This is a genomic window from Capnocytophaga sp. oral taxon 878, assembly GCF_002999135.1.
Lineage (GTDB): Bacteria > Bacteroidota > Bacteroidia > Flavobacteriales > Flavobacteriaceae > Capnocytophaga.
This window is the reverse complement of the sequence record NZ_CP027229.1, coordinates 978,546-1,003,403: the sequence shown is the minus strand read 5'-3', so window position 1 is coordinate 1,003,403 and position 24,858 is coordinate 978,546. Positions and strand designations below refer to the sequence as shown.

At 34.8% G+C, this 24,858-nt stretch carries 20 protein-coding genes and 3 tRNA genes; 4 read left to right on the top strand and 19 right to left on the bottom strand.

Translation table 11 applies throughout. The annotated features are described in order from the left end of the window. Positions 1-81: 81 nt before the first annotated feature. The 3 genes from C4H12_RS04520 (at position 82) to lipA (ending at position 3,002) form a co-directional block, all read left to right on the top strand. Entirely contained in the window at positions 82-1,482 is a 1,401-nt protein-coding gene (locus tag C4H12_RS04520) for a thioredoxin-like domain-containing protein (protein ID WP_106097874.1), read from the top strand. A gap of 7 nt (positions 1,483-1,489) precedes the next feature. After that, positions 1,490-2,011 (top strand): hypothetical protein, encoded by a 522-nt coding sequence (locus C4H12_RS04515; protein WP_106097873.1) that lies wholly within the window; start codon positions 1,490-1,492, stop codon positions 2,009-2,011. Positions 2,012-2,108: 97 nt separating this feature from the next. Continuing rightward, the gene (gene lipA, locus C4H12_RS04510) at positions 2,109-3,002 is read left to right on the top strand and encodes a lipoyl synthase (RefSeq protein ID WP_106097872.1); all 894 of its coding nucleotides are present in this window, start codon (positions 2,109-2,111) and stop codon (positions 3,000-3,002) included. A 71-nt stretch (positions 3,003-3,073) separates the two neighbouring features. Here the strand turns inward: lipA and C4H12_RS04505 are convergent, their stop codons facing one another. From C4H12_RS04505 to C4H12_RS04420, 17 genes are all read right to left on the bottom strand, one after another. Beyond that, positions 3,074-4,075, bottom strand: a complete 1,002-nt coding sequence (locus C4H12_RS04505; protein ID WP_106097871.1) for a VWA domain-containing protein — start codon at positions 4,073-4,075, stop codon at positions 3,074-3,076. A 28-nt stretch (positions 4,076-4,103) separates the two neighbouring features. After that, positions 4,104-5,720, bottom strand: a complete 1,617-nt coding sequence (locus C4H12_RS04500; RefSeq protein WP_106099424.1) for a BatD family protein — start codon at positions 5,718-5,720, stop codon at positions 4,104-4,106. Between the two features lie 7 nt (positions 5,721-5,727). Next, entirely contained in the window at positions 5,728-6,591 is an 864-nt protein-coding gene (locus C4H12_RS04495) for a DUF58 domain-containing protein (protein WP_106097870.1), read from the bottom strand. Positions 6,592-6,790: 199 nt separating this feature from the next. Next, positions 6,791-7,792, bottom strand: a complete 1,002-nt coding sequence (locus C4H12_RS04490; protein ID WP_106097869.1) for a MoxR family ATPase — start codon at positions 7,790-7,792, stop codon at positions 6,791-6,793. Positions 7,793-8,126: 334 nt separating this feature from the next. Continuing rightward, positions 8,127-8,200, bottom strand: a tRNA-Arg gene (locus C4H12_RS04485). A gap of 69 nt (positions 8,201-8,269) precedes the next feature. Further along, positions 8,270-8,344, bottom strand: a tRNA-Pro gene (locus C4H12_RS04480). 22 nt (positions 8,345-8,366) lie between these two features. Further along, a tRNA-Ser gene (locus C4H12_RS04475) sits at positions 8,367-8,450 on the bottom strand. 137 nt (positions 8,451-8,587) lie between these two features. After that, the gene (locus C4H12_RS04470) at positions 8,588-8,824 is read right to left on the bottom strand and encodes a hypothetical protein (protein ID WP_106097868.1); all 237 of its coding nucleotides are present in this window, start codon (positions 8,822-8,824) and stop codon (positions 8,588-8,590) included. 146 nt (positions 8,825-8,970) lie between these two features. Then, positions 8,971-10,425 carry an aminoacyl-histidine dipeptidase gene (locus C4H12_RS04465; RefSeq protein WP_106097867.1) on the bottom strand — a complete coding sequence of 485 codons (1,455 nt, stop codon included), beginning with the start codon at positions 10,423-10,425 and terminating at the stop codon, positions 8,971-8,973. Between the two features lie 750 nt (positions 10,426-11,175). Beyond that, a complete protein-coding gene (locus C4H12_RS04460; RefSeq protein ID WP_106097866.1) occupies positions 11,176-11,565 on the bottom strand; it encodes an immunity protein in 390 nt (129 codons plus the stop codon). A gap of 90 nt (positions 11,566-11,655) precedes the next feature. After that, positions 11,656-11,841 carry a hypothetical protein gene (locus tag C4H12_RS04455; protein WP_106097865.1) on the bottom strand — a complete coding sequence of 62 codons (186 nt, stop codon included), beginning with the start codon at positions 11,839-11,841 and terminating at the stop codon, positions 11,656-11,658. Positions 11,842-12,265: 424 nt separating this feature from the next. After that, entirely contained in the window at positions 12,266-12,490 is a 225-nt protein-coding gene (locus C4H12_RS04445) for a DUF3289 family protein (RefSeq protein WP_106097863.1), read from the bottom strand. 810 nt (positions 12,491-13,300) lie between these two features. Beyond that, positions 13,301-15,526: a patatin-like phospholipase family protein gene (locus tag C4H12_RS04440; RefSeq protein WP_106097862.1), complete on the bottom strand. Its 2,226-nt coding sequence runs from the start codon at positions 15,524-15,526 to the stop codon at positions 13,301-13,303. 31 nt (positions 15,527-15,557) lie between these two features. After that, entirely contained in the window at positions 15,558-16,079 is a 522-nt protein-coding gene (locus C4H12_RS04435) for a hypothetical protein (protein ID WP_106097861.1), read from the bottom strand. A 128-nt stretch (positions 16,080-16,207) separates the two neighbouring features. After that, the gene (locus C4H12_RS04430; protein WP_106097860.1) at positions 16,208-17,257 is read right to left on the bottom strand and encodes a methylmalonyl-CoA mutase family protein; all 1,050 of its coding nucleotides are present in this window, start codon (positions 17,255-17,257) and stop codon (positions 16,208-16,210) included. A gap of 43 nt (positions 17,258-17,300) precedes the next feature. Beyond that, positions 17,301-18,575: an NAD(P)/FAD-dependent oxidoreductase gene (locus C4H12_RS04425; RefSeq protein ID WP_106097859.1), complete on the bottom strand. Its 1,275-nt coding sequence runs from the start codon at positions 18,573-18,575 to the stop codon at positions 17,301-17,303. Between the two features lie 49 nt (positions 18,576-18,624). Continuing rightward, positions 18,625-21,033 (bottom strand): RND family transporter, encoded by a 2,409-nt coding sequence (locus tag C4H12_RS04420; RefSeq protein ID WP_106097858.1) that lies wholly within the window; start codon positions 21,031-21,033, stop codon positions 18,625-18,627. A gap of 395 nt (positions 21,034-21,428) precedes the next feature. Between C4H12_RS04420 and C4H12_RS04415 the strand changes: the two genes are divergently transcribed. Then, positions 21,429-22,265, top strand: a complete 837-nt coding sequence (locus C4H12_RS04415; protein ID WP_106097857.1) for a hypothetical protein — start codon at positions 21,429-21,431, stop codon at positions 22,263-22,265. A gap of 75 nt (positions 22,266-22,340) precedes the next feature. On the opposite strand, the gene C4H12_RS04410 is transcribed toward C4H12_RS04415, so the two are convergent. Together C4H12_RS04410 and purH are read right to left on the bottom strand one after the other, a co-directional pair. Continuing rightward, positions 22,341-23,078, bottom strand: coding sequence for an ABC transporter permease (locus C4H12_RS04410; protein ID WP_106097856.1), 738 nt, complete (start codon positions 23,076-23,078; stop codon positions 22,341-22,343). A gap of 20 nt (positions 23,079-23,098) precedes the next feature. After that, positions 23,099-24,631 (bottom strand): bifunctional phosphoribosylaminoimidazolecarboxamide formyltransferase/IMP cyclohydrolase, encoded by a 1,533-nt coding sequence (gene purH, locus C4H12_RS04405; protein ID WP_106097855.1) that lies wholly within the window; start codon positions 24,629-24,631, stop codon positions 23,099-23,101. Between the last annotated feature and the right edge of the window lie 227 nt (positions 24,632-24,858).

Below are 24,858 nucleotides of genomic sequence, written 5' to 3'. Positions count from 1 at the left end.
TTGTGTTTTGATAAATAATTAATTTGTACTAATAAAATGTTTTTGTACCTTTGCACTAAGTTGAATGAAAATGATTGAATGATGAAAAGAAGACTATCCTTTTTTGTGATTTTGATAATCACAGCTATTTCTTGTAAAGAGAAAGGAACTGATGCTACTATTTTAAGAGGTTTTTTTCCTAATGCTCAGGATGCATCAGTTGTTCTATATCTAAATGATACTCCTATTGATACCACTTATTTAAATAAAGATAAAAACTTTATTTTTCATTTAGACATAACTGAAAGTAAGCTTTTTAACTTTGAAACAGAAGGTAAATTTCAATATGTATTCTTAGAGCCTAATGATAGCTTAGTAGTATATGCTAATGCTTTTAGGTTTGACCAAAGTATCTCTTTTTCGGGTAAAGGTTCAGCTATTAACAACTTTGTAGTAGCACAGGCTAATGATAGTAATGAAGATATTATGAAAGCTTATTTTTTATTGCCACCCTCACGTTATAAACAAAAAATGGACTCAATTTATAATGAACGAAAAAATGAGTATGATACTTTTCTAAAAAGAAATCCTAACCTATCGGAAAAAGCCAAGAAGCTAGCCTTGGTAAGTATTACATTCCCTATATACAAGGAAATGGAAATTTACCCTTTTGTATACCAAGGTAAAGGGACTACTCCTATTACAGAGCAATTACCTCCTGATTTTTATGATTATCGGAATAATATCAATTATAATGATGCTTTTTTAGAGTATTTTCGTCCTTATTACCAATATATGGTAATGTATATTAATAATTTAGCTTTTACAAAATATACTTATGATAAGCATACACTTGTAGATGTTAGCAGAGAGTTAGGATTTCACCTTGAGAAAATAAAGATTATCGATAGTCTATTTACTAAAGGTAGCTTGCGTGATAATTTGTATCGCAATGCAGCTTATGCTTATATATTTAATATTCAGGAGCATATTGATTATAAAGACTACTTTGATAAGTTTGCTAAATACAATAAAAATAATGAGCATAAAACTGAGCTTGATAGGGTATTTAATAATGTGATAGCCTTGCAAGCAGGTAAAGTACCACCTGATTTTGATCTTATTAATGCCAAAGGCGAGTTTACTAAATTCTCTCAAATACAAAAGCATGAAGTAACTATATATTATTTTTGGTCTGTGAATCAAAGAGAAATTTCTAACCTTATTTTTGACAGGATAACACAGCTAAAATCGTTATATCCCAATGTAAAATTTGTAGGTATTGATATTGGACAAGATAAAAATGAATGGCGTAAAAAAATATCTGAAATTCAATCAACAGATCAATATCACTCTATTAATTTTATGGATTTATCACAAAAATTTCTAATTAATAATATTAATAAATCATTAATTATAGATAAAAATGGTCGTATTATTTCAGCTTTTGAAGATATTTTCAGTCCTAATTTAGAAAAATTATTACTTTTAAAAGAATCATAACAAATCTATGTCAGATCAAATTACAACTCTTATTATGTATTGTATTCCTGCTCTTATTGTAGGATCAGTAGCCTTTTATTTTTTTAAGATACACATACAAAATGAAGATCGCAAGCGTCTTTTCCTCCTTCATAAAGAAAACCAGAAGTTTTCTTTACCTATACGTTTGCAAGCTTACGAACGTATGACTCTCTTTTTGGAACGTATTACTCCTCAACAACTTTTTTTACGTATACCACCACGTAATTTAAGTAAAAAAGAATATGAAATGGTATTAGTCAATTCTATTGATGAAGAATTTGAGCATAATTTAGCACAACAAATATATTTAACACCTAAATTATGGAATATTATACGTACAGCTAAGGCAGCAACTATACAAATGATACGTAAAGTAGCCTATAATGATGAGGTCAAAGATGCTGAAGGAATGGCTCAAGCTATATTTACAGAGTTTGTTGATAAATCAACACCTACTGCCAATGCTTTAAGCCACTTAAAAGATGAAGTACGACAAATATTAGCATAAACAGTTTTCATATAATAGCACATTAACAAGTTTTTGTAAATTTGTTAATGTGCTAATTTTTTGTACCTTTGCCCAAAATTAATAGATACCAAGAAAAATGGATGTAGAAAATTTCGCTATAATATCAACAAGTAATGAAGAACCTTCTATTGACCGAAAACCTCAATGGATACGTGTAAAACTACCAACAGGCAAAAAATATACAGAACTACGAAATGTAGTTGATAGATATAACCTTCATACTATTTGCACTTCAGGAAGTTGCCCTAATATGGGAGAATGTTGGGGGGAAGGAACGGCTACTTTTATGATTTTAGGCAATATTTGTACTCGATCTTGCGGATTTTGTGGTGTTAAAACAGGCCGCCCAGACTCTCTTGATTGGGAAGAACCGGAAAAAGTAGCTCGCTCTATTAAACTAATGGGTATCAAACATGCTGTACTTACTTCTGTAGATCGTGATGACCTTAAAGATATGGGGAGTATTATTTGGGCTGAAACAGTTCGTGCTGTAAGGCGTATGAATCCACAAACTACAATGGAAACTCTTATACCTGACTTTCAAGGGGTAGAACGTAATCTTAATAGACTGCTACAAGCAGCTCCTGAAATTATATCACATAATATGGAAACAGTACGCCGTCTTACTCGTGAGGTACGTATACAAGCCAAATATGATCGTAGCTTGCAGGTTTTGAAGTTTTTAAAAGAGAATGGAGCTAATCGTACTAAATCAGGGATAATGTTGGGTTTAGGAGAAACTGAAGAAGAGGTGATTGAAACCTTACATGACTTAAAAGAAGCCAAAGTAGATATAGTAACTATAGGTCAATATTTACAACCTACTAAACAACACCTACCAGTAAAGAAGTTTATTACTCCTGAACAATTCAATAAGTATAAAGAAATAGGAATGGAAATTGGTTTTCGTCATGTAGAAAGTGGAGCTTTAGTAAGATCTTCATACCGAGCGCAAAAGCACCTATTATAGTCATTTAAAATCAATAAAAAAAAGCTACCTAAATAAAGATAGCTTTTTTATTTATTGATATTATTTTTTAATTATAATTCATTTCTGTAAATAGCATGTTTTAATAAGAACTCTAACAATAATAATATAGCAGTTATAATAACTAAGTTTCTAAATTTTTCATCAATTTCTGTGTATTTAAACTCTTCAATTTTACTGGTTTCTAATTTATTAATTTCATTATAAATCTGTTCTAACTTTTGATTGTTAGTAGCCCTAAAATAACGTCCTTTGGTAGTTTGGGCAATTTTCTTCATTAGGGGTTCATCAATTTCTACTTGTTGCATACGATACATTATGCTACCATCTGCATTAAGGGCATAAGGAGAAAGCGCCATGCCATTACTACCAATACCTACAGTATATACCTTAATACCATACTCTGCTGCTAATTCAGCAGCTGTTTGAGGGTCTACAAAGCCTGTGTTATTAACACCATCAGTAAGGAGAATAATAACACGGCTTTTAGCTTTACTTTCCTTTAATCTATTTACAGCTGTAGTTAGTCCCATACCAATAGCAGTTCCATCTTCTATTTGTCCATAATTAAGTTCTGAAAGACTGTTTAGGATAATGCTTTTATCGCTAGTTACAGGTGTTTTTGTATAACTTTCTCCAGCATAAATTACTAAACCAATACGATCATTAGACCGGTCTTTTACAAATTGTGATGCTACTTTTTTAAGAGCTTCAAACCTATTAGGTTTCAAATCCTGAGATAACATACTTGCTGATACATCAATAGCCATTACAATATCAATTCCTTCAGTTACCTTAGTTTTAGCATTTTCCGAATGTGTTTGTGGTCTTGCTAAAGCTATTATCAGTAAGGTAACAGCTATTATTCTTAAAGTGAATAGTGTGTGATATAAATAATCCATCCATGAGCTACTATTTTTAAAGGCTATGGTTGATGAAAATATAGTATTAGGCATTGATTTCTTATTCCAATAGATATACCATATTATCATAAAAGGGATAAGCAATAATAACCAAAAGAACTCCGGATTAGCAAAAGTAATATCTTTAAACATCTGGCTGAATAGATTTAACAATTAATGATTAATTTTTGAAAGTAATGGAGTTTACTATTCTTTTTGTAAGCTCATCAGCATTTATATCGTTAATATGAGTAATAAGTAGCTGTTGCAGTGCATTATTCTCAGTAAAGCTATATAACTCGTATGAGGCATTCATAGGTCTTCCTACTTCATCAGGAATAGTCATTTTTCCATATACCTTTATACCTTTTATTCCTGAAGGGGTAGTGTATTCCTCTTGTAAGGTAGTAATATTCTTAGCACCTGCTTTATCTAACTCACTAAGCATTATTTCATTTACTTTTTGTGGGTCTAATAGTAGCTCATTCTGATTATCATCCATACCTGCTCTAAATGAAAAAATATTGGTAAGTATATATAGTTCCGAGTTCAAACTACCCATATAGAAACTATATTGGTTATTTATTAATGATTTATATTCAGCAATATCTACAATTTGTCTACGGGTGAGTGCTTTAGGTGTAGTAAGTTCAGTAATAGGATAGCCATAATCACTAGTAATCCACTTACCTTCATTTAGTTCTGATATATATGGGTTAAATAACCAGTTTTTTAAAGAACGATAACCAAAATATAATCCAACACCTGATAAGAATATGAAAAGTCCTACTCCAGCAGCTATCCGTATTAATAACCGTTTACGTTTTTGACGTTTTAGTCTTATTTGTTGCAAATAAGCCTGTTCATCAAGTTGTTGTTCAGATGGTATCTCAGGAATAGCTTCTTTTGTTTTTATTACTACATTCTCAATAGTTTCTCGGTCATATTCTGCATTATTGTCCGATGGTTTATTTTTGGCAAACTTAACCAAGTCAGCATTTTGGAGTACCCTTTTTAAGTTATTGATGGTTTCTTCCGTAAGGTTTAGCTTTCCTTCTTCTTGTAGCACATTAATTTTGTCTAATAACTCATCAGTAGTACTTTCTTTAGCCAAGATATGTACTTCATCTTCTAAATAAACTTTTACGATGTCAGTAAGTCGTGTGTAATACTCTTTATGTTGTGATTGGATAAGATATTTAGAGTTTTGAAGGTCTTTTAAATCTTGGATAGCTCTATCAAAAGGAGGTAGTTGTTTGCGTTGCCAAGGGAAAGTAATTTTCTTTTTCCGAATCACTAAAAAGTAAAAAAGAAAAGCAGCTAAGATGAATAGCCAAATACCTATACCTAGCCATACCCAAAAGTAAGACTTTGCAGGGGCAGGAACTTCTTGTATAGGTTTAATGTCATACAGAGGTTGTTTTAGGGTATCGATAGCGATGTTATGTACTTCTATATGGAGCGAATCAGTAAAATAGTCCTGGTTACCAATTCGTATTTTTTGAGGAGGTATAGCATATTTACCTTCATCAAACTGAGTTAGGTAGTACTCTTTTACTAATTCATAACTAGCAGAAGCATTAAGAGTATCAGCAGGGCGTGTTTTTACCATTTCCAATGCTCCAAAGGTTTGTCCTTCAGGAAATTGCACAGCAGCATCAGCAGGAGCTTTTACCGCTATTTTATACTGTATTTGCTCGCCTATTTTGATGTTATTAGTATTTGCCTCTACTTTTACCTCTTGGCCATAAAGACTAGGAAATACTAATAAAGATATATAGTATAATATTCGTTTCATCTTATTTTTACCTATTCTTAAAGTATCCCAATAATTTTTGGGTATAGCTTTCATCACTTCTACAACTCACTACACCTGCTCCCGATTTTTTCCACAAAGTCTCAAAGTACCCTACTGTTTCTTGATATTGTTTTGAATATTCTTTGCGCACTGTTGCCGATGTTGTATTTACCCGCATTAAAGAACCTGTTTCTGCATCTTTTACTATTATATAGCCCAAGTTAGGTAACTCAGTTTCTTTCCGATCATAAATGCGGATGCCCGTAATATCATGTTTTTTAGCAGCTATCTGTATAGGCTTTTCATACCCTTTATCCATAAAATCCGATAGCATAAAAACAATAGCTTTTTTCTTCATTACACGGCTGAGAAATTCAAAAGCCTCACCTATATTTGTCTTGAAACTCTTGGGCTGAAACTCAATTAGCTCTCTAATAATACGCAATACGTGTGATTTCCCTTTTTTAGGAGGAATATAAAGCTCTATTTGATCAGAAAAGAGTATTAATCCTGTCTTATCATTATTCTGTAGGGCAGCAAAAGCTAAAGTAGCTGCTATTTCTGTAATTACTTCACTTTTAAACTGCTGATTGGTACCAAAAAGCTCACTACCACTTACATCAATCATTAGTATAAGAGTAAGTTCGCGCTCTTCTTCAAATACTTTTACAAAAGGTTCGTTATAGCGTGCTGTTACATTCCAGTCAATATTGCGAATATCATCGCCAAATTGGTACGGACGCACCTCACTAAAGGTCATCCCACGTCCTTTAAAAGTAGAGTGATACTCCCCTCCAAAAATATTATCGGAAAGTTTACGTGTTTTAATCTCTATCTTGCGTACTTTTTTAAGTAATTCCTTAGTATCCAATTTAACAATAAGTAATTAAAATTAATAATGAGCAGTAAGCTATTGTTTTATGATTTTCAATGTGTTCAAAGTAATTCATAAATACACTAGCACAATCATTCCCTTAAGTGCTTAAAGAGTCAGATTTAGGTTTGCTCACTTTTAGCACTTTTAGTATTGCTTGGTAACTCCAAATACCACAATCTTCGGGCAGAGTTCATTATGGTACTTCAATAGTATTTACTATTTTCTGAATCATCTCTACAGAAGTTATATTCTCTGCCTCAGCTTCATAGGTAATACCTATACGATGGCGCAATACATCATAAACTACAGCACGTACATCTTCAGGAATTACATAACCTCTACGTTTAATAAAGGCATAACACTTAGCAGCCATAGCCAAGTTAATACTACCACGAGGTGAAGCTCCAAAGTTTATAAGTGGTTTCAAATCAGCCAAGTTGTACTTTTCAGGATAACGAGTTGCAAAAATAATATCCAATATATATTTTTCAATCTTTTCATCCATATATACTTCACGTACAGCCTCTTGTGCTCTAAGTATTTGCTCCAAACTTACTGTTTGGTTCACTACTGCATAGCTATTGCTAAGGTTATCCCGCATAATACGTTGTTCTTCATCTAGTTTAGGATAATCAATAACAGTTTTTAGCATAAAGCGGTCTACTTGTGCTTCAGGTAGGGGGTAGGTGCCCTCTTGCTCTACGGGGTTCTGGGTAGCCATTACCATAAAAGGAGCATCAAGTTTAAAGGTCGAGTCACCAATGGTTACTTGTCGCTCTTGCATAGCCTCCAATAAAGCCGATTGCACTTTAGCTGGCGCACGGTTTATCTCATCGGCCAAAACAAAGTTAGCAAAGATAGGTCCTTTTTTTATAGAAAACTCATTTTGCTTGATGTTATACGTCATAGTACCTATCACATCAGCAGGCAGTAGGTCTGGTGTAAACTGAATCCTACTGAATGAACCGTGTACCGATTTGGCAAGGGTGTTGATAGAAAGTGTTTTTGCCAAACCTGGTACTCCTTCCAAAAGAATGTGCCCTTTGCCTAGCAATCCTATCAATAGGGCGTTCACCATATGTTTTTGCCCTACAATTACTTTGTTCATTTCAGATGTAAGAGCATCAATAAAAATACTCTCCCGCTCTATTTTTTCGTTTATCTGACTGATATCCACAGAAGTTCTTTGTTCCATATATTATAAATTATTAGCGTTAATACTTTGTACAAATACTGTGCCGTTATGGGGGCAAAGTTACAGCTTTTTTTACTGTTTCTCAAATTTTTTATAAGGGCTATCTGTTATTATTTATATTTGAGCTCACCATCAGCGTTATTTAGGTCATAACTTTGGTTGGTGATAGTAACACAACACGTTTCTCTTATGATATGTTTTTTTAGATTGTTTTACTAGCAGGCATATCCTGATTGTTATCTTTAAAGTTTGTGGTATAAAACAAAATAACGCAGAGCTTTTACCCTGCGTTATTCCGAACATAAATTTTAATACAAAATGAAACAAATTCTCGTGATCACGACAGGATTCGAACCTGTGACCGTCTGCTTAGAAGGCAGATGCTCTATCCAGCTGAGCTACGTGACCATTCCCCAAAAAAAATATTTCAGAAATGCCTCATACTTAGGAGCATTTATGAAATATCTTTTTATCTTGTCGGGGCGGCAGGATTCGAACCTGCGACCTCCTGGTCCCAAACCAGGCGCGATGACCGGACTACGCTACGCCCCGAATTATCAGTTATTCAATGCTGCGGAGAGACTGGGACTCGAACCCAGGCGACGGTTACCCGCCGACAGATTAGCAATCTGCTCCGTTACCACTCCGGCACCTCTCCTTAGTATTTTAGCAAACTCCTTATCTTCTCATTTGCGGGTGCAAAGGTATAGCAACTTTTTCAATCTTCCAAATTTTTTACTAACTTTTTTATATTTTTTTTTAATGTTTTTATTAACTCATTGAAAATCAATAACCTTAAAAATTCAATTTTTCTTCAATTTCTCTTGATATAGTCTTAGCTAATGAAATTATTTGCTTATCGTATGTATTTCCATCTTCCAAAATCCGACTTAAATGATATCTTAATTTCATCAAAACCTCACTACCCGTAGCACTACACTCTACACTTTCTTGTAGCATTATCGATGCCTCAATGTCTCCTTTGTGCCTCAAAATTTCTATAAGGTTAGCTACTTCTTTATATAAGCTCATCACTATTTTTAAAATCTCTTTTCTCTCTTTAATTCTTCCAAATCAATAAATCAAAAAAACAAATCAAACAAATTATTTGCTTGATTTGTTTTTTCTATTCTGATGATTTTTTACAGCTTAACATTAGTCAGCTACCTGTCAATCTCTTATTTATTAGGAATATTCTTTAGTATTGCTAATAAAAACTTCCAGAATTTTTGTACTGAAGCAATATTTACCCTTTCAGCAGGTGAGTGTGCTCCTTTAATTGTAGGCCCAAAGCTCACCATTTCCATTTTAGGATAATGAGTACCTAATAAGCCGCACTCTAAGCCTGCGTGGCATGCTACTACATTAGGGGTACTGCCAAACAGCTCCTCGTATTGTCCCTTTACAATAGCCAATATCTCAGCATCTACCTTAGGCTCCCATCCTGGGTAACTACCTGTATATTCCACTTCAAAACCTGCCAATTCAAATGCCGCTCTAAGGGTATTAGCCAAATCAAATTTAGATGTTTCCGAAGCCGAGCGGGTAAGGCAATATACGCTCACCTCTCCGTCTTTTAGCTGTACACGGGCTACGTTATTGCTCGTCTCTACAAGGTCTTCCATAGTCTGGCTCATTTTGTATACCCCATTGTAAGCCGCATACAAAGCGCGTAGTATATCAGCTTGCTCCTCTTCTTCCATCACCATTTCAGGTACAGGTGTTGTTTCTAACAGCACTGTAAGGCTTGGTTCAGTTCCAGCAAATTCGTGTTTTAAATGTTTTGTAAGGGTAGCTATCTCTGCTTTAAAAGCAGCTTCATCACCTTTGCCTACGGTAACTACAGCCACACTCTCTCGGGGTATTGCATTGCGCAATCCGCCTCCATCTATTTGTGCTATATGCAAACCGAATTTCTCAGTACAAGCAAACAGTAATCTGTTCATCAGTTTATTAGCATTGGCATAGCCTTTATGTATGTCGGTACCACTATGTCCTCCGTGCAACCCTTTTATGGTAAGAGTAAAAGCTACCGAATCTTTTGGCGTAGGCACAAGGTCATATTCTCTAAAAGCCGATACATCCACACCCCCAGCACATCCTATATCTATTTCATCATCTTCTTCGGTATCCAAGTTCAGTAGGTAAGCCCCAGTAAGTAAGCCTCCTTTTAGTTCTTTAGCACCGGTCATTCCTGTTTCTTCATCTATCGTGAAAAGGGCTTCAATAGCTGGGTGTGGTATATCTTTACTTTGCAAGAGGCTCATTATGGCCGCGACCCCTATACCGTTATCAGCTCCAAGAGTCGTGCCATCAGCACATACCCACTCGCCATCTACTAGCATTTTAATACCTTCAGTAGCAAAGTCAAACACCGTATCATTATTTTTTTGGTGTACCATATCCAAATGCGACTGTAATACTACCGTTTTCCGACTTTCCATCCCTGCCGAAGCCGGTTTCTTAATAATTACATTGCCCGCTTCGTCTTGATAGGTATCAAGACCCAAACTTTTCCCAAAGTTCACCATAAAGGCAATTACTTTCTCTTCTTTCTTTGAGGGGCGAGGCACGGCATTAAGGCTCGCAAAGTTCGCCCATAACTGTTTTGGTTCTAATTCTGATATTTTCATTATATATAACTTTTAGTTGTTAGCTTTTTCTCATCAGCTTTTTTCAGGCACAAAGGTATTAAAAAAATATCAATTAGCAAGTAACTATTAACAATTTTCTATCCCTGCTCTCCCTCTCTTTAGCAAAGAATATAAGCATCCCCCACCCAATACCTCCCAAATAATAAGCCTCTTAAATACCAATTCTCTTTTTTGCCGAAAACAACTTTTTTTCCAATTTTTATTACCAATCTTTCAAAAATTGATACCCCTTATCTCACTTTTAGCATAAAAATATAATCCATTAGTAATCAGTTTTTTTGACAACCAACATACCTCACTCTCTTACCTCTTACCTCTTATCTTTTACCTACTTTAAACGAACTTATAACGAAGGATAAACGAACTCTAAACGAACTGTAAACCTATATTACTGAATTTCAGCCTCTTTCTTCCCAACTCTTTTTTTGCATAATTCGCAACAAAATATCCAAAACACTAAAAATAAAGTAAAAAACTTCTTTGCCCCCATAGCAGCTATCCAAAATAATATCTACGCCCACCCATTAGCATTTCCTTTGGTAGTTTTGCCAGTACAAAAGAAATGAAAAGGGCTGAATCTTACAAATGATTCAGCCCTAATTTTATACCCAATTTTTTATACGTAAAAATACACTTTTAAATTTTAAGAACAATTCGCCATCCTACATAGCTACCACATCCCCCCTTTATCCACTATTTTGGCTACAGTTATCACATCCTCAAATAACCCTATAAAATACCATCTTCTACTTGTTCCAATATATAGCTCCACCAAGTATTTTCAAGCAAACACTCTTTGTCTATTTTTAAAAAATGATTTCTTATCACCTTCATTTTTTCAGATCGCAAAGCATCACTATACTCTTCCTCAAAACTGAAAGTTTCATTAAAAAATAATAAGCAATCAATAAATTGTTTTAAGGAAGAATTTATAAAAAGAATAGAGTCCGAAAGGGAGTAAACAGAATTGTTTTTACAGCTAATACCCACTTTATCCTCGTAATCAAGTCCTATAATATAAAAATCATTTTCTATATGAATAGGAAGTTCAAAGCAGAAACCTATAAATGTAAGGTCTAAAAAATCCTTTACAGTATTTTCTATCTCTACAATATTCATTTTAATCAGTATTTAGTATCTTCGGTGTATAAAAGGATATTCAAAATTATTACTGTCTGGTAAAAATCAAAAAATCATAAAAGGTACTGCTCAATCCCTGAAAACACAAGTAAAAGGTTTTTGTCCTTCCCTAAACTTCACGTTATAACGGCAGTTAGCACAGATATCATCTAAACCTTTTTCAAACTTCATATCTAAATGCTCAATGTTTTCAGGCGTATATTTCTTAGGGTTTTTCTTAAAGGTGGATAACAAATGCTGTGTGCCTTCACGCATAGCGGCATTGCTACTTAAAGCACCTTTTTCTATTTTTCGGAAAAAGTTGATAAAGTTAGAAAGTGCAGTATTTGCCCACTATTTTATAAATTAAAAACATACTTAAGCAAGCTAAATATTGGTACTGTTAATACTAATACAATAAAAATATAAATAAAGTAAAAATTATTTTTATTAAACTGTTTCCGCATATAGTATTTTAAAAGATAAAATAATAAAAGATTAATAACTATAAAAACTATAAAAAATCCTATTATCCTCATAATCCCATCAGTAGTATAAAAATACTCTTGGAATTCATCGGGATTTAGAAAAAAATCTTTTATAAAGTTACTATTAAACATTATAGATCGAATAAGAATCAACCAAAACCTTATGCAAAATTTTGTTAGAAATATAACAAATAATATGTTTTTTAAAAATTTCATTTTAATATGATTTTTTCATCAAAGCAGAACTCAGTAGCAAAAGGTTTATATCCATAAAAATGCTGTAATATGAACCAGTCAAGAAAAAACTGTTGCCTATGTTCAAAAATATCATTAGCATCCAATCCAAAGTGATCATAAAGATAGTATCGAAGTGTGAGTTCTCCTGTATCCTTATTATAATCTTGAATATATATTTTATATGTCCAAACGGTGTGCATTAATAAGGTTAATGCAGTATTACTTGTTCCAAATGTAATAACTTTTACTTCATATTGCCCTTTAGCACTTTTAAATATATCATAAAGAGGTCCTGATATATCATCAGATATTCTATAACTATTTATATCTGTATTAGCTTTTTCTTTTGTGATGTAATTCCTTATGTGATGTTTTGTTGTTTTTATAAATTCTTTTAGGTTATCTTGTTCTTTAGCTTTTTTTAATAACCCATCAGGAAGTTTTATAATTTCATATTTTTCATTGTTAATAGAAAAAGTTTTATGAGAAATCTCTCTGTTTTTTAGAAATAAATCAGGACGGTTTCTAAAAGTATAGGCTGCTTCTATATAGTTCTCGAGTATCTCATTCTTATCATCTATAAATTTAGAGCCTTCGGAGAATGCTTTAGTAAGTATGTTGTTTGTTTTTTTAGAGAGGTCTTCAGCAAGGTTTGCTATTTGTTTTCCAGTTTTTCCTAAGTTATCTAACTGAGTGTTTATAGAATGGAGGTCTAACTGTTTTTTAGTTTCAATAAAAAAGGCTTTGGTTTTGTTAGCATCAGGAATAACAGCTACTAAGTGCTCATCAGAAGCTACATTGTCTAATTTTTTTTCTAAATATTTTATCTCACCATCATCTGCCTTTTTAGATACAACTCCTATCCCCTAATCTCTATCTCCTATCCCCTAATCTCTATCCCCTATCTCCTAACTCCTACTCCCTAACTCCTATCCCCTAACTCCTAACTCCTACTCTCTATCCTCTATCTCCTAACTCCTATTCCCTAATCTCTATCTCCTATCCCCTAATTAGAACCAATAACCAATATTCAGCAGCCATACCGCTTGCCTAATTTCAGGTGAATAGGTACATTTCAACTCTACAGGCCCCACAATACTATCAATACAGTAGCCTATACCATACCCCGAATAGTCAGGATACTTATGCCATTTAAAACTCTCAAAAAGATTGTTGTCAGCTTTTGCTATATTAGCCAATAGTAACAGGTGTTGTTTCTTAAAAGTGTTTATATCAACCACCAATTCCGATTTCAGATAGTTTTTAGCACCAAAACTAAGGAAGTCATACCCGTAAAAACTACTGTAGTTATCAAAAATGTTCTTGTTATATCCCCCAAAGAAAAAGTCAAGTGAATTAACATCCGAGTGTCCTATTGTTACCCCTCCTTCCAGCCCTACACGTGCCGATATTCTATCGTGAAGCGGAAAGGCGAAAGCCAATTCAGTTTTACCAGTAATAAACTTGTTCAGATTATAGCCAGAGGCAAAGGCATAAAGGTTAAAATGTGATTTTAGCAGCATACCACGTGTCGGGTAGAAAGAGTTGTCAAAACTATCGTACTTAATGTAAGAATACAAACTCCCAAAGTGGGTGTTTTCTTTGTAGGATACCAGGCTGTTAGGCGCACTATACACTTGTTCAGCTTCAAAGCGTATCTTCCTGTGTTCTAAGCCCAAACCAAACACAAAACCATTGCCCAAAAGGGTTTGTAAGTAAGCTTGGTTCACAAGGTCGTAAGCATCCACATCCATACGGTTCAAAGCCGAGCCCTCAATAGTGTTGTAAGCAAGCCTACGAGTATTCAGCTTCCTACTGAACTGCATAAAGCGTGAAGTAAATCCATAACTAATATAAAAACCCTTATCTACAAAATAATCAAAACGGTACCGCGGGTTGTCGCCAATAATAACGTCCAATGAAAGAAAGTCACTATTTTGCAAAAAGTAATTACGGGTATAGTTCATCATAAAACTTGTTTTAAGCAAGTTATCGTAATGCACCCCGAATTTTAGGTAAGTGCGTTGTGGGTTCTCCCTCAAGAAAAAGTCAATATGCTCACCCTCATCAGTATGGCGTATTTGGTGGTTTATAGAGTGGAAGTTGTTGGTAGCCATTAGGTTTGCAAGCCCCTCATTCAGCTGGTCGAATGATATTTTACGGTCAAGATATTTTAAGTGTAACTTACCGCGTAAGTAACTGCGCGTAAAGTGTTCATTCCCGTGAAAATGCACATCTTTTAGGTAAATAGAGTCTATTTTTTCTACCTTCTCGTGTCTTTCAGTTTGCTTTTGCTGGGCAGCAATAGCTCTTAGCCGAGGCAAAAATAATGAAGCAGCAACCCTCCCGTTATTAATTATTGTCTCACCTTTGTCAAATGAAATAACGTTAAAACCATCAATATTTGGTTTGATATAAATATCCGTATCTTTTATCTTGCGTGGCATATTATCTGCCATAGGAAAGGTAGTAATTTGCGAAAAAATACTCAATACCGAACTGATGTCTTCTTTCTTCGATAACGGACTCTGTACATCTACCCCAATAATAATATCCATTCCTTTCTTTTTAATCTCATCTATGGGGTAGTTATCAGCTATCCCCCCATCAGTAAGGAATTTTCCGTCTATTTCTACTAGGTCAAATAAAGAAGGGAATGAACCACTAGCCTGAATGGCTTGGGGCAAAAAGCCACTGTCCAGTACTACTCCCTTTCCCGTTTCAATATCTGTAGCTACACAAAGAAAAGGAATAGGAAGTTGTGAGAAGTAATAAGTTTCACTTACAGGGTATAATAGCTTAACAAATTCGTTATACACATTTTGCCCTTTAGAAACGGCACGGGGTAACCCCACTTTAAAATCATTAAAAGGCAGGGCTATGGCATAGCGGTCGTACAAATATCGTTCGTGTAATGATTTGGCACTCCTAGAAGTTTTATCTTGTAGTAGTTTGTCAAAGTCCATTTGCCTGAATATGGAGTCCAGTTCATTAGCCGAATAGCCCGCGGCATACATAGCTCCTACCATAGCTCCCATACTCGTACCGCCAATATAGTCTATACGTACGCCAGCCTCTTCCAATACTTTAAGCACTCCTATGTGTGCCAAGCCTTTAGCGCCACCTCCGCTCAGTACCAAGCCTACTTTAATGTCATCTTTCGTAGCACTATTAGTTTGGGCTATACTGCTCAATCCAAAGCCAATAACTAATAAAAAAGTTGTGAATAATCGCATAAATAAAGAATTAAGAATTAAGAATTAAGAATTAGTAAAAAGGATCTATAGTATTGCAAATAAGAGTGTTGGCAAGTAAAAGTTGGTTTTCTGGGCTAATGAGGTGTCTCTCACTTTCATCAGCTATAAGCTCATCCGTTTGGGCTATAAGGGCATACAAATACTCTCCAAACGAGTGAATATAACAGCAAATTCGAAGCTGTGTGTTCTGGGTTAGCCTACCCGAAATAGCACGTAAGTTACGTAACAGGGCTATGATGCCAAAAGTGTCAGAGGTACAGCTTACTAAAATACGTAGCCGTTCATCTGGTACAAACTTACTTATAAATTCTTCTTTTGAAATCTCGTCCAAAAGCACTTCAGCAGCTATGTAAATAGGCTCTGTATGGCTAAGTTGCAGTGCTTCTAGCATAGCCTCTGTAGTTTTTACCACTATAAGCTTCTCATCAGCATCTATAAGGCGTAATAGGGGTATTTGCTCTAAATACCCTATGGGCTTATAGCCACGTTCATAAGGCGATATGCCTGCTATAGGTTCATTAGTCTCTTTCATAATGAGGAGTTTAGCAATAAATAGTTTAACAACTATGTTTCACTACGGAACAACTATTTGTATACTTTATCAAAACACCTCACCTTTGCAGCGGGAATTTCCAATAGTTCGTTCTTTGATATATTGTTTTATTTTTCAGGCTCCCATAGGTTGCGCGGGGGTAGTTGGTCTTTATGATTGCCAAAAGGAAAAAAGTCCCACTCTTTACGAGTGTATTGCTCTGGCAAAGTCTCTTGTAACAGATAGCTATGATATAGTTTGTTAAAATGTTCTTGTTCCTTTTGGGCTTTCTCAGCTATTTGCCTTTGTAAGTTGCGGTTTTTTAGCATTGTTTTTAAGCCTCCTTGTTTTTGTACTTGTTCCAGTAGTATGAGGGCTTTTTTATATAGCTCATAGCTAAGGGTTTCAATGGCATACACTCCATTCATAGCACTTGCCTTACGGGTAGCAGCCAGCTGCCTTATAGTGTTTACCTGTTCTTTTTCTGTAGTAAGATTATTCTTCTTGAAAAAAAGAGGTTGTTTGGGTAGCAAATAGTCTGCTCCTCCCAATATAGCTGCCTCATATCCTAACTGTACATAGTGTTCATTATAAGTAGATTTAAATAAGGATAGCCCTCTGTTAGATATCTCTGCTATCAAGTAGAAGGGTAGGGCAGGAGTTTGTTCTGCCAGTAGCCTACGTAAGGCACGTAGTTTGGCTATCTCCAAAAGAAGTGTACTGCCTATACCTACTTTCAGTGTTATAGGTTTTGTAGTAAGGCTATTTTCTTGTAGTTTAGCTATCCCAAAAGCCAGTTGTTGTACTACAGAGGCTCCTGCATTTTGATAGTTTGTAGTATCAACAGTAAGGGTATCTGCCAATAAGTAGGGTAGGGAAGAGGGAAGCCATTGAAGTACCGTTTCTTTGGTCAGATTAGGGTGTAGGGTAAGTACAAAAAAGCGCACCGAGAGGCTTTGCCACCACTCAATGCGCTTTAAGGTTTGCTCCTTATCCGATACAAAAAGAGATACAGCTACCTCAGTAGTAGTTGTTATAGTATAAGGACTTTTAACATTCTCTTCTGTGTAAAAAGGGAGGATAGGAATATCACCTGCTAAGGTTATTAATGATTCGTAGTCTTTACCTTGCAGCTGAAATTGTAGTTGTTGTTTCCATTGTTTTGCAGCTATATCCATTATCTTTTTACTCAGGCTTAGGCTCTTCTCTCCTAGTTAATAATTATCCTTTTGCTTTTTCGTTAGGGCGTAGTATCATACGGTATGACTGGTCCTTACTGATGTAATACCCCACCCAGTTATACAAAGCTCTCATCTTATTACGGAAGTTCACTAACGACATAATATGAACAAAAGCCCATATAGCCCATGCTATAAATCCTTTAAGAAAAATATTTTTAGGCAAATCAGCAACAGCTTGGTTGCGTCCAATAATTGCCATTGATCCTTTATCTACATAACTAAAAGGCGTAGGGTTTATAAAATCTTTATTGAAATTCTTCCCTAAGTTGCTAGCCTGTTGTATAGCTACCTGTGCAAGCTGAGGGTGTCCTTCAGGAAAATGTGGGTCAGTAGTCATAATACTTGAGTCCCCAATAGCGTAGATGTTATCAAAACCTTCTGTCTTGTTATAAGCATCTGTTTTCATACGTCTACCACGCCCTAAGTGCTGTTTGTCATCAATACCTTTAAAAGTTTTAGCCGAAATACCAGCAGCCCATATTAGGTTTCTAGCATCAAGTATAGTCCCATCCGATAGGTGTACCTCATCATTAACAAAGTCAGTTACCAATACACCTAATTTGAGTTTTACACCTTTTTTAAGCAAAGATTTTTCAGTATAAGCTTGTGTTTTTTTACTCATAGGGCTTAGTACAGCTTCTTGTCCATCTATCAGGTAAATATCTCCCAAATCTTCATAAGTAAGTTCAGGATAATCTTTGCGCATAATGTTCTGTTTCATTTCAGCAAATATTCCCGATAACTCTACCCCAGTAGGCCCTGCACCTGCAATAGCAAAAGATAGTAACTTGCGGCGTAATTCTTTATCTTGAGTCCGAGTAGCACGCTCTAAGCGCGTATATACTAAGTTTCTCAGCATAAGGGCATCACCTACAGTTTTCATAGGCATAGCTTTCTCTTCTACATTCTTGTTACCAAAAAAATTAGATTCAGCTCCTGTAGCCATTACCAATATGTCGTACTCTAATTCTCCATTGCTTAAAATGAGCTTGTTTTCAGCAGGTATTACTTCTTGTAAGGTAGCCATTCTAAAACGTGCATTTTTATACTTACGGAACAAACGCCTAAATGGGTATGAAATAGACGAAGGCTCCATAAAACCTGCTGCTAGCTGGTATAGTAACGGTGGAAAGAAATTATAGTTATTCATATCCACCAGTGTAATTTGGTATTTTCCATAGCGGTTCAATTCTTTTACTAGCTCTAGGCCAGCAAAGCCACCACCTACAATTACAATGTGTTTTTTGTTTTTCATAATGATTATTTTATTAGCAAAGTCTATTATTTGCTAATGAATAGAGTGATTATAGAGTTTTATTTTCTTTATCAGTAGTTTCTTCTTCTGTAGGGAAAATGGTTAGTTTAGGTTCTTTAAAAGTATCTTTGTTAGATAAGCTACGTTCTAATGATAATAATAGGCTTGGTAAAAGTAATAAGTTAGTCATCATAGCAAAAAGCAAGGTAGCCGATATAAGCCCTCCAAGTGCTTTCGTGCCTCCAAAGCTGGATAATAGGAATACCGAGAAACCACATAAAAGAACAATAGAGGTATAGAACATACTTACACCTGTTTCCCGCAAAGCAGCATATACCGATTTGCTTATTTTCCAGTTACGTGCTACTAGTTCCATACGGTACTTAGCCAAGAAATGAATAGTATCATCAACCGAAATACCAAAAGCTATACTAAATACAAGTATCGTTGAAGGTTTCAGCGGAATACCAAAATACCCCATTAGCCCTGCTGTAATAAGTAGTGGTAATAAGTTAGGTATAAGTGACACTACTATCATCTTGAATGAACGGAACATATAAGCCATAATAATTGCAATAAGTAAAATAGCCAAAGCTAATGACCAAATGAGGTTGGTAGCTAAATAATTAGTACCTTTAGTGAACAAATAGGCTTTACCGGTAATCTTTACTTCATATTTATCACTGGGGAATAGCTTCTGAGCCTTGTTATAGATATTTTCTTCTATCTGTTGCATCTTCTCTGTGCCTATGTCTTTCATAAAGGTAGTAATACGTGCTGTTTGTCCTAATGAATCTACATAAGCAGATAGCATATTAGCATTGCCTTTAGAGTTTTTTACGTATGAAAGTATGAAGTTCTGTTCTTGCGTAGTCGGTAAAGCGTAGTACTGCGGATTTCCGTTGTAATACGCTTGTTTAGCGTATTTTACTAAATTTACTAATGATAAAGGTTTAGATATTTCAGGTATTTCTTCAATATGCGTACAGAGTTCATCAATACGCTTCAAGTTAGCTAATTTGGTAACGCCATTCTTTTGCTTTGTGTTAATGGTAATTTCTAAAGGCATAATACCTCCATAATTCTTCTCAAAGAAGGTAATGTCGTCAAAAAAAGCTGCCGATTTAGGCATATCTTCAATTAAGCTACCCGAAATTTTTATTTGATAAATACCTATGATGCTTGCTATAAGTAATGCAATAGCAGTACAGAAAACTGCTATACGATGGTGTTTTACAGTATTCTCAATGAATTTGATAAGTCCGCCCATCCAGTTACGCTTCAAGTGTCTTAGGTGTTTTTCCTGTGGTATGTGCATATAACTGTAGATGATAGGAATCACCAACAGTGAGATGAAGAAGATAGAAACCACATTTATAGAGGCTATCACCCCAAACTGTTTAAGTAAAGTGCTTTCTGTGAAGATAAAAGTAGCAAAACCAATAGCTGTAGTAAGGTTAGTAAGTAGGGTAACATTACCTACGTTGCGTATAACCCTAATCAGTGATTTAGCTTGATTTCCGTGCTTGTTAATTTCTTGTTGGTATTTATTGATTAGGAATACACAGTTCGGTATCCCAATTACAATCACCAAAGGAGGAATAAGCCCTGTAAGTATAGTAATTTCGTAACCAAAAAGTCCCAAAAAGCCAAATACCCACATTACCGCAATAGATACTACACCTATTGAGATAAACATAGCCCTAAAGGAACGGAAAAAGAAAAAGAAAATAGCCGAGGTAGAAAGTAAAGCTGCTAAGATGAATAACCCTATTTCATCCATTATATTTTGAGCACTTAGCGTACGAATATAAGGCATTCCAGAGGTATGGACTTTTAGTCCTGTTTCAGTTTCAAACTTATTAATTATAGGAATGAAATCATTCAGTATAAAATCCTTCCGAGCTTGTGTATTTACAATTTTTTTGTTCATATACACAGCTGTTTGCAAGGTGTGGTTTTGCTTGTTATAAATAAGTCCTTCGTAAAAAGGTAGTTTACCCGATAGTATTTGTTTAAGGCTATCAGCTTGAGCTTGATTTCTTACTTCTCCTTCAATAAATTTGTGGGTAATAAAGCGTTGCTCAGTAGTGTCTTTCACCAAAATAGGAAGGTTATTGATAGAGATAACTGCATCTATTTGTTTGTATTGCTTAAGTTCATCACTAAGTGCAATCCATTTATTTAGTATTTGAGGAGTGTATATTTTAGGGTCATCCAATGCCATTAAGATAAGGTTCCCTTCTTCACCAAATTTAGTAAGGAAGTGTTTGTATTCTATATTTACAGGATGGTCATCGGGCAGCATATTTGCTTCAGTGAAGGTAAAATGCACATTTTTCCATTGGGTAGCCAAGCCACCAGTAATAGCTACTATAAGTAGTAAAAAAGTAATTCGGTTTCTCAAAAGTAAGCCAGCAATTGTACCCCAAAAGTTAGCTTTTATCCATTTAAACATCTTCTGTATTCTTCTTTTTTGAATTAATGTTGCAAAAGTAGTAAATAATTACAAATTAACAATTAGGAATTAACAATTTTAACAAGAAATAGAAAGAGTTTTATACTTAGAAGTTATAAGTAATAGCAGTGTTTATATTACCAAGCGTTTTCTACAAAAATAATCGAAATCTATCGTAACTATCAATTTAGAAACTATACTTTTTATAGATTTTTTTGAAACAAAAACGACTTCCTTCATATAAATAATAGAAAATATAACAATTACACTTGTACAGTATTAGTATTTAAATTCAAAAACAGCTGTTATAAAATAGTTAATTGCTAATAACCAATTTGCTAATTTGCTAATTATTACTACCTTTGCGCCCTTAATAATTAAAAAATAAATCATTAATGAAAAAGATTTTTATCACTATTTCCTTGGCAATAAGCTCATTAATGGCTATAGCTCAGGATGCAACACCCAATCGGTACACCGCTCATAACAAAGGGAAGTTTTTCTTTTATTGGGGAGGGAACAGAGGTTACTACTCTAACTCTGATATCACTTTTACTGGTGATAATTACAACTTCACTATTAAGGATGTAGCTGCGATAGACCGTCCTAAAGGTTGGCATATCGACTATATCAACCCTTTGCGTATGACTATCCCACAAACTAACTGTCACGTAGGGTATTACATTTCTGACCATTATACTATTTCAGCTGGAGTAGACCACATGAAATATATTATGAAAAATAACCAAACAGTGAAAATGAATGGTTATATCAATAACTCAGGGACATCTCATGATGGTATTTACAATGATGTTGATAAAGTTCTTACTGAAGACTTCCTTACTTTTGAACATACCGATGGACTGAACTATGTAGTAGTTGAAGGAGCTCGCGTTGATGATGTTTCTCGTTTTTTAGGTATTCGTAATACCGATGTATTACAAGTAAATCTTACTGAAGGACTTGGTTTTGGAGTGCTCTATCCAAGATCTAACACTAAACTAATGAATAAAGAACGTTATGATGAGTTTCACATAGCAGGTATAGGAGTAAATGCAAAAGCAGGTTTACATCTCACTCTCTTCAAGTATTTTCTTATCATAGGTGAACTTAAAGGAGGGTACATCAATATGTATGATGTACGTACTACTTATGATATAGCCGATAAGGCCAAACATGATTTCTTCTTCTTTGAAACTGTATTAGGTATTGGTGGAACATTTAGGTTTTAATTCCAACTAATAAAATAAAAAAAGCTGACTGAGATTCATTTCTCAGTCAGCTTTTTTATTTACTTCTTTCCCTAATTAAGCGTAGAACAACTGTGTTAGCACCGAGTTGGCAAGAATAATTACAATACTTGTCCATACAAACGATACTGTACTAGCTTTTCCTACATCTAGTGCGCCCCCTTTCATATAATAACCATGATAAGAAGGTATAGTAGCTAAGAAAAATGCAAATACAGCTGTCTTAGTAAAAGCATATACCATACTATAAGGTTTAAAATCGTACTGAACTCCTTGTACAAACTCACTTGAGGTTGTATAACCACTCATAACAGCCGATGCCCACCCCCCTAATACACCTAAATACATTCCTAAGGCAATTAAAAAAGGCATTAGCATTAAGGCAACTATTTTTGGAAATACTAAGTAGTTCACCGAGTTTACCCCCATAATATCAAGAGCATCAATCTGTTCAGTTACACGCATAGTCCCTATGCTTGAGGTAATAAACGACCCTATTTTTCCCGCTAAAATAATAGCTGTAAAGGTAGGAGCAAACTCCAATACTATCGATTGGCGTGTAGCAAAACCTATCAGGTATTTAGGTATAAAAGGGTTATCAATATTCAAGGCCGTTTGTACAGCTACTACCCCCCCTACAAAAAAGGATATAAAAGCTACAATACCTATTGATCCAAAAATAAGGTCATCTATCTCACGCAAAATTAGGTCTTTGGTTATTGACCATCGTGTACGCTTACGAAAGATGTCATAAAGCATTATAAAATAGCCTCCTACGGCTGCAACGTGTTTCATAGGCTCAAAAAAGAGTTTAATTAGTGTTTAAAGTGGCGTACCCCAGTGAATACCATTCCCATTTGGTGTGCATCACAATAGTCAATGCTAGCTTGGTCTTTGATAGAGCCCCCTGGCTGTATTACCGAGCGGATACCTTCATTATGAGCAATCTCCACACAATCAGGGAAAGGGAAGAAAGCATCACTTGCCATAACAGCATCATTTAGGTCAAAGTGAAATTCTTTAGCCTTTTCAATAGCTTGTTTTAAAGCATCTACACGGCTAGTTTGTCCTGTGCCACTTGCTATAAGTTGCTTGTTTTTAGCCAATACAATAGTGTTTGATTTTGTGCTCTTACATATTTTAGAAGCAAAGAAAAGGTCTTCTAACGCTTCAGCCGATGGTCTTACCGATGTTACATATTGCACATCAGCAAGACTATCTGTTTTCAAGTCTTTTTCTTGTAACAGATAACCATTTAGGCATGAACGAACACTAACAGCTGGCATTTGGGCTTTCTTCTGTACTAAAATAATCCTATTTTTCTTCTGTTCTAGTATTTTTAAAGCCTCATCGCTGTATGAAGGTGCAATAATTACCTCAAAAAATAAAGGATGAATAGTTTCTGCTGTAGCCGAATCTATTTTAGTATTAGAAATAAGTATACCACCAAAAGCCGATACAGGATCTCCAGCAAGAGCATCTTTATATGCCTCAAGTATTGTTTTTCTAGTGGCTACTCCACAAGCATTGTTATGTTTCAGTATGGCAAAAGTAGGGTCATCATTAGCAAATTCAGCCATAAGGTTCACTGCTGCATCTACATCCAGTAAGTTGTTATATGATAGCTCTTTACCGTGTAATTTGTCAAAAAGAGCCTCAAAATCACCATAGAACTCGCCTTTCTGGTGAGGGTTTTCACCATAACGTAAAACTTGCCCATTACGCTCATTAATAGCCAATGAAGCAATAGATTCCGCTTGGTTAAAATAGTTAAAGATAGCTGTATCATAGTGTGATGATACTTGAAAAGCTTTAGCAGCAAAAGTACGGCGTTCTTCTACTGTACTACTACCGTGTTGTTCGTTTAAAATATGAAGTAGGTCAGCATACTGGTCTACTGATGCCACACAAAGCACATCTTTAAAGTTTTTAGCAGCTGCACGAATAAGAGAAATTCCTCCAATATCTATTTTTTCTATAATATCTTGCTCAGGAGCCCCACTAGCAACAGTTTTTTCAAAAGGATATAAATCCACAATCACAATATCTATTTGCGGAATACCGTATTGCTTCATTTCTGTTATATCCTGTGCATTGTCTTGGCGGTTCAAAATACCACCAAAAATCTTAGGGTGTAAGGTCTTTACTCTACCACCAAAAATAGAAGGATAGTCAGTAATCGTTTCTACCGGAATAACTTCCACTCCTAATTTTTTGATAAAATTCTCAGTACCACCAGTAGAGTAGATAGTGATACCCAAAGTTTTCATTCGGTGAATGATAGGTTCTAGTCCTGTTTTGTCAAAAACAGAAATTAAGGCTGATTTGGCTTGTTTTGAAGTACTCATTTCTTGAAATGATGATAATTTAAATTTTTCGGCAAAATTACGAATAAAAAGCAAAACTACAAAAAATAATGTAATTAGCTCATACAAAGAGGATTAATTTTTTGACAGGAAGATAAGAGAAGACAGAGTCTTAGATGTTTTAGATAGGTTTTTTCAAAATTAGGTTTCTAAATCGTTACCTACCATACTGAAAAATATTTTTTATTAATAGGTTATATTTCAGTGTT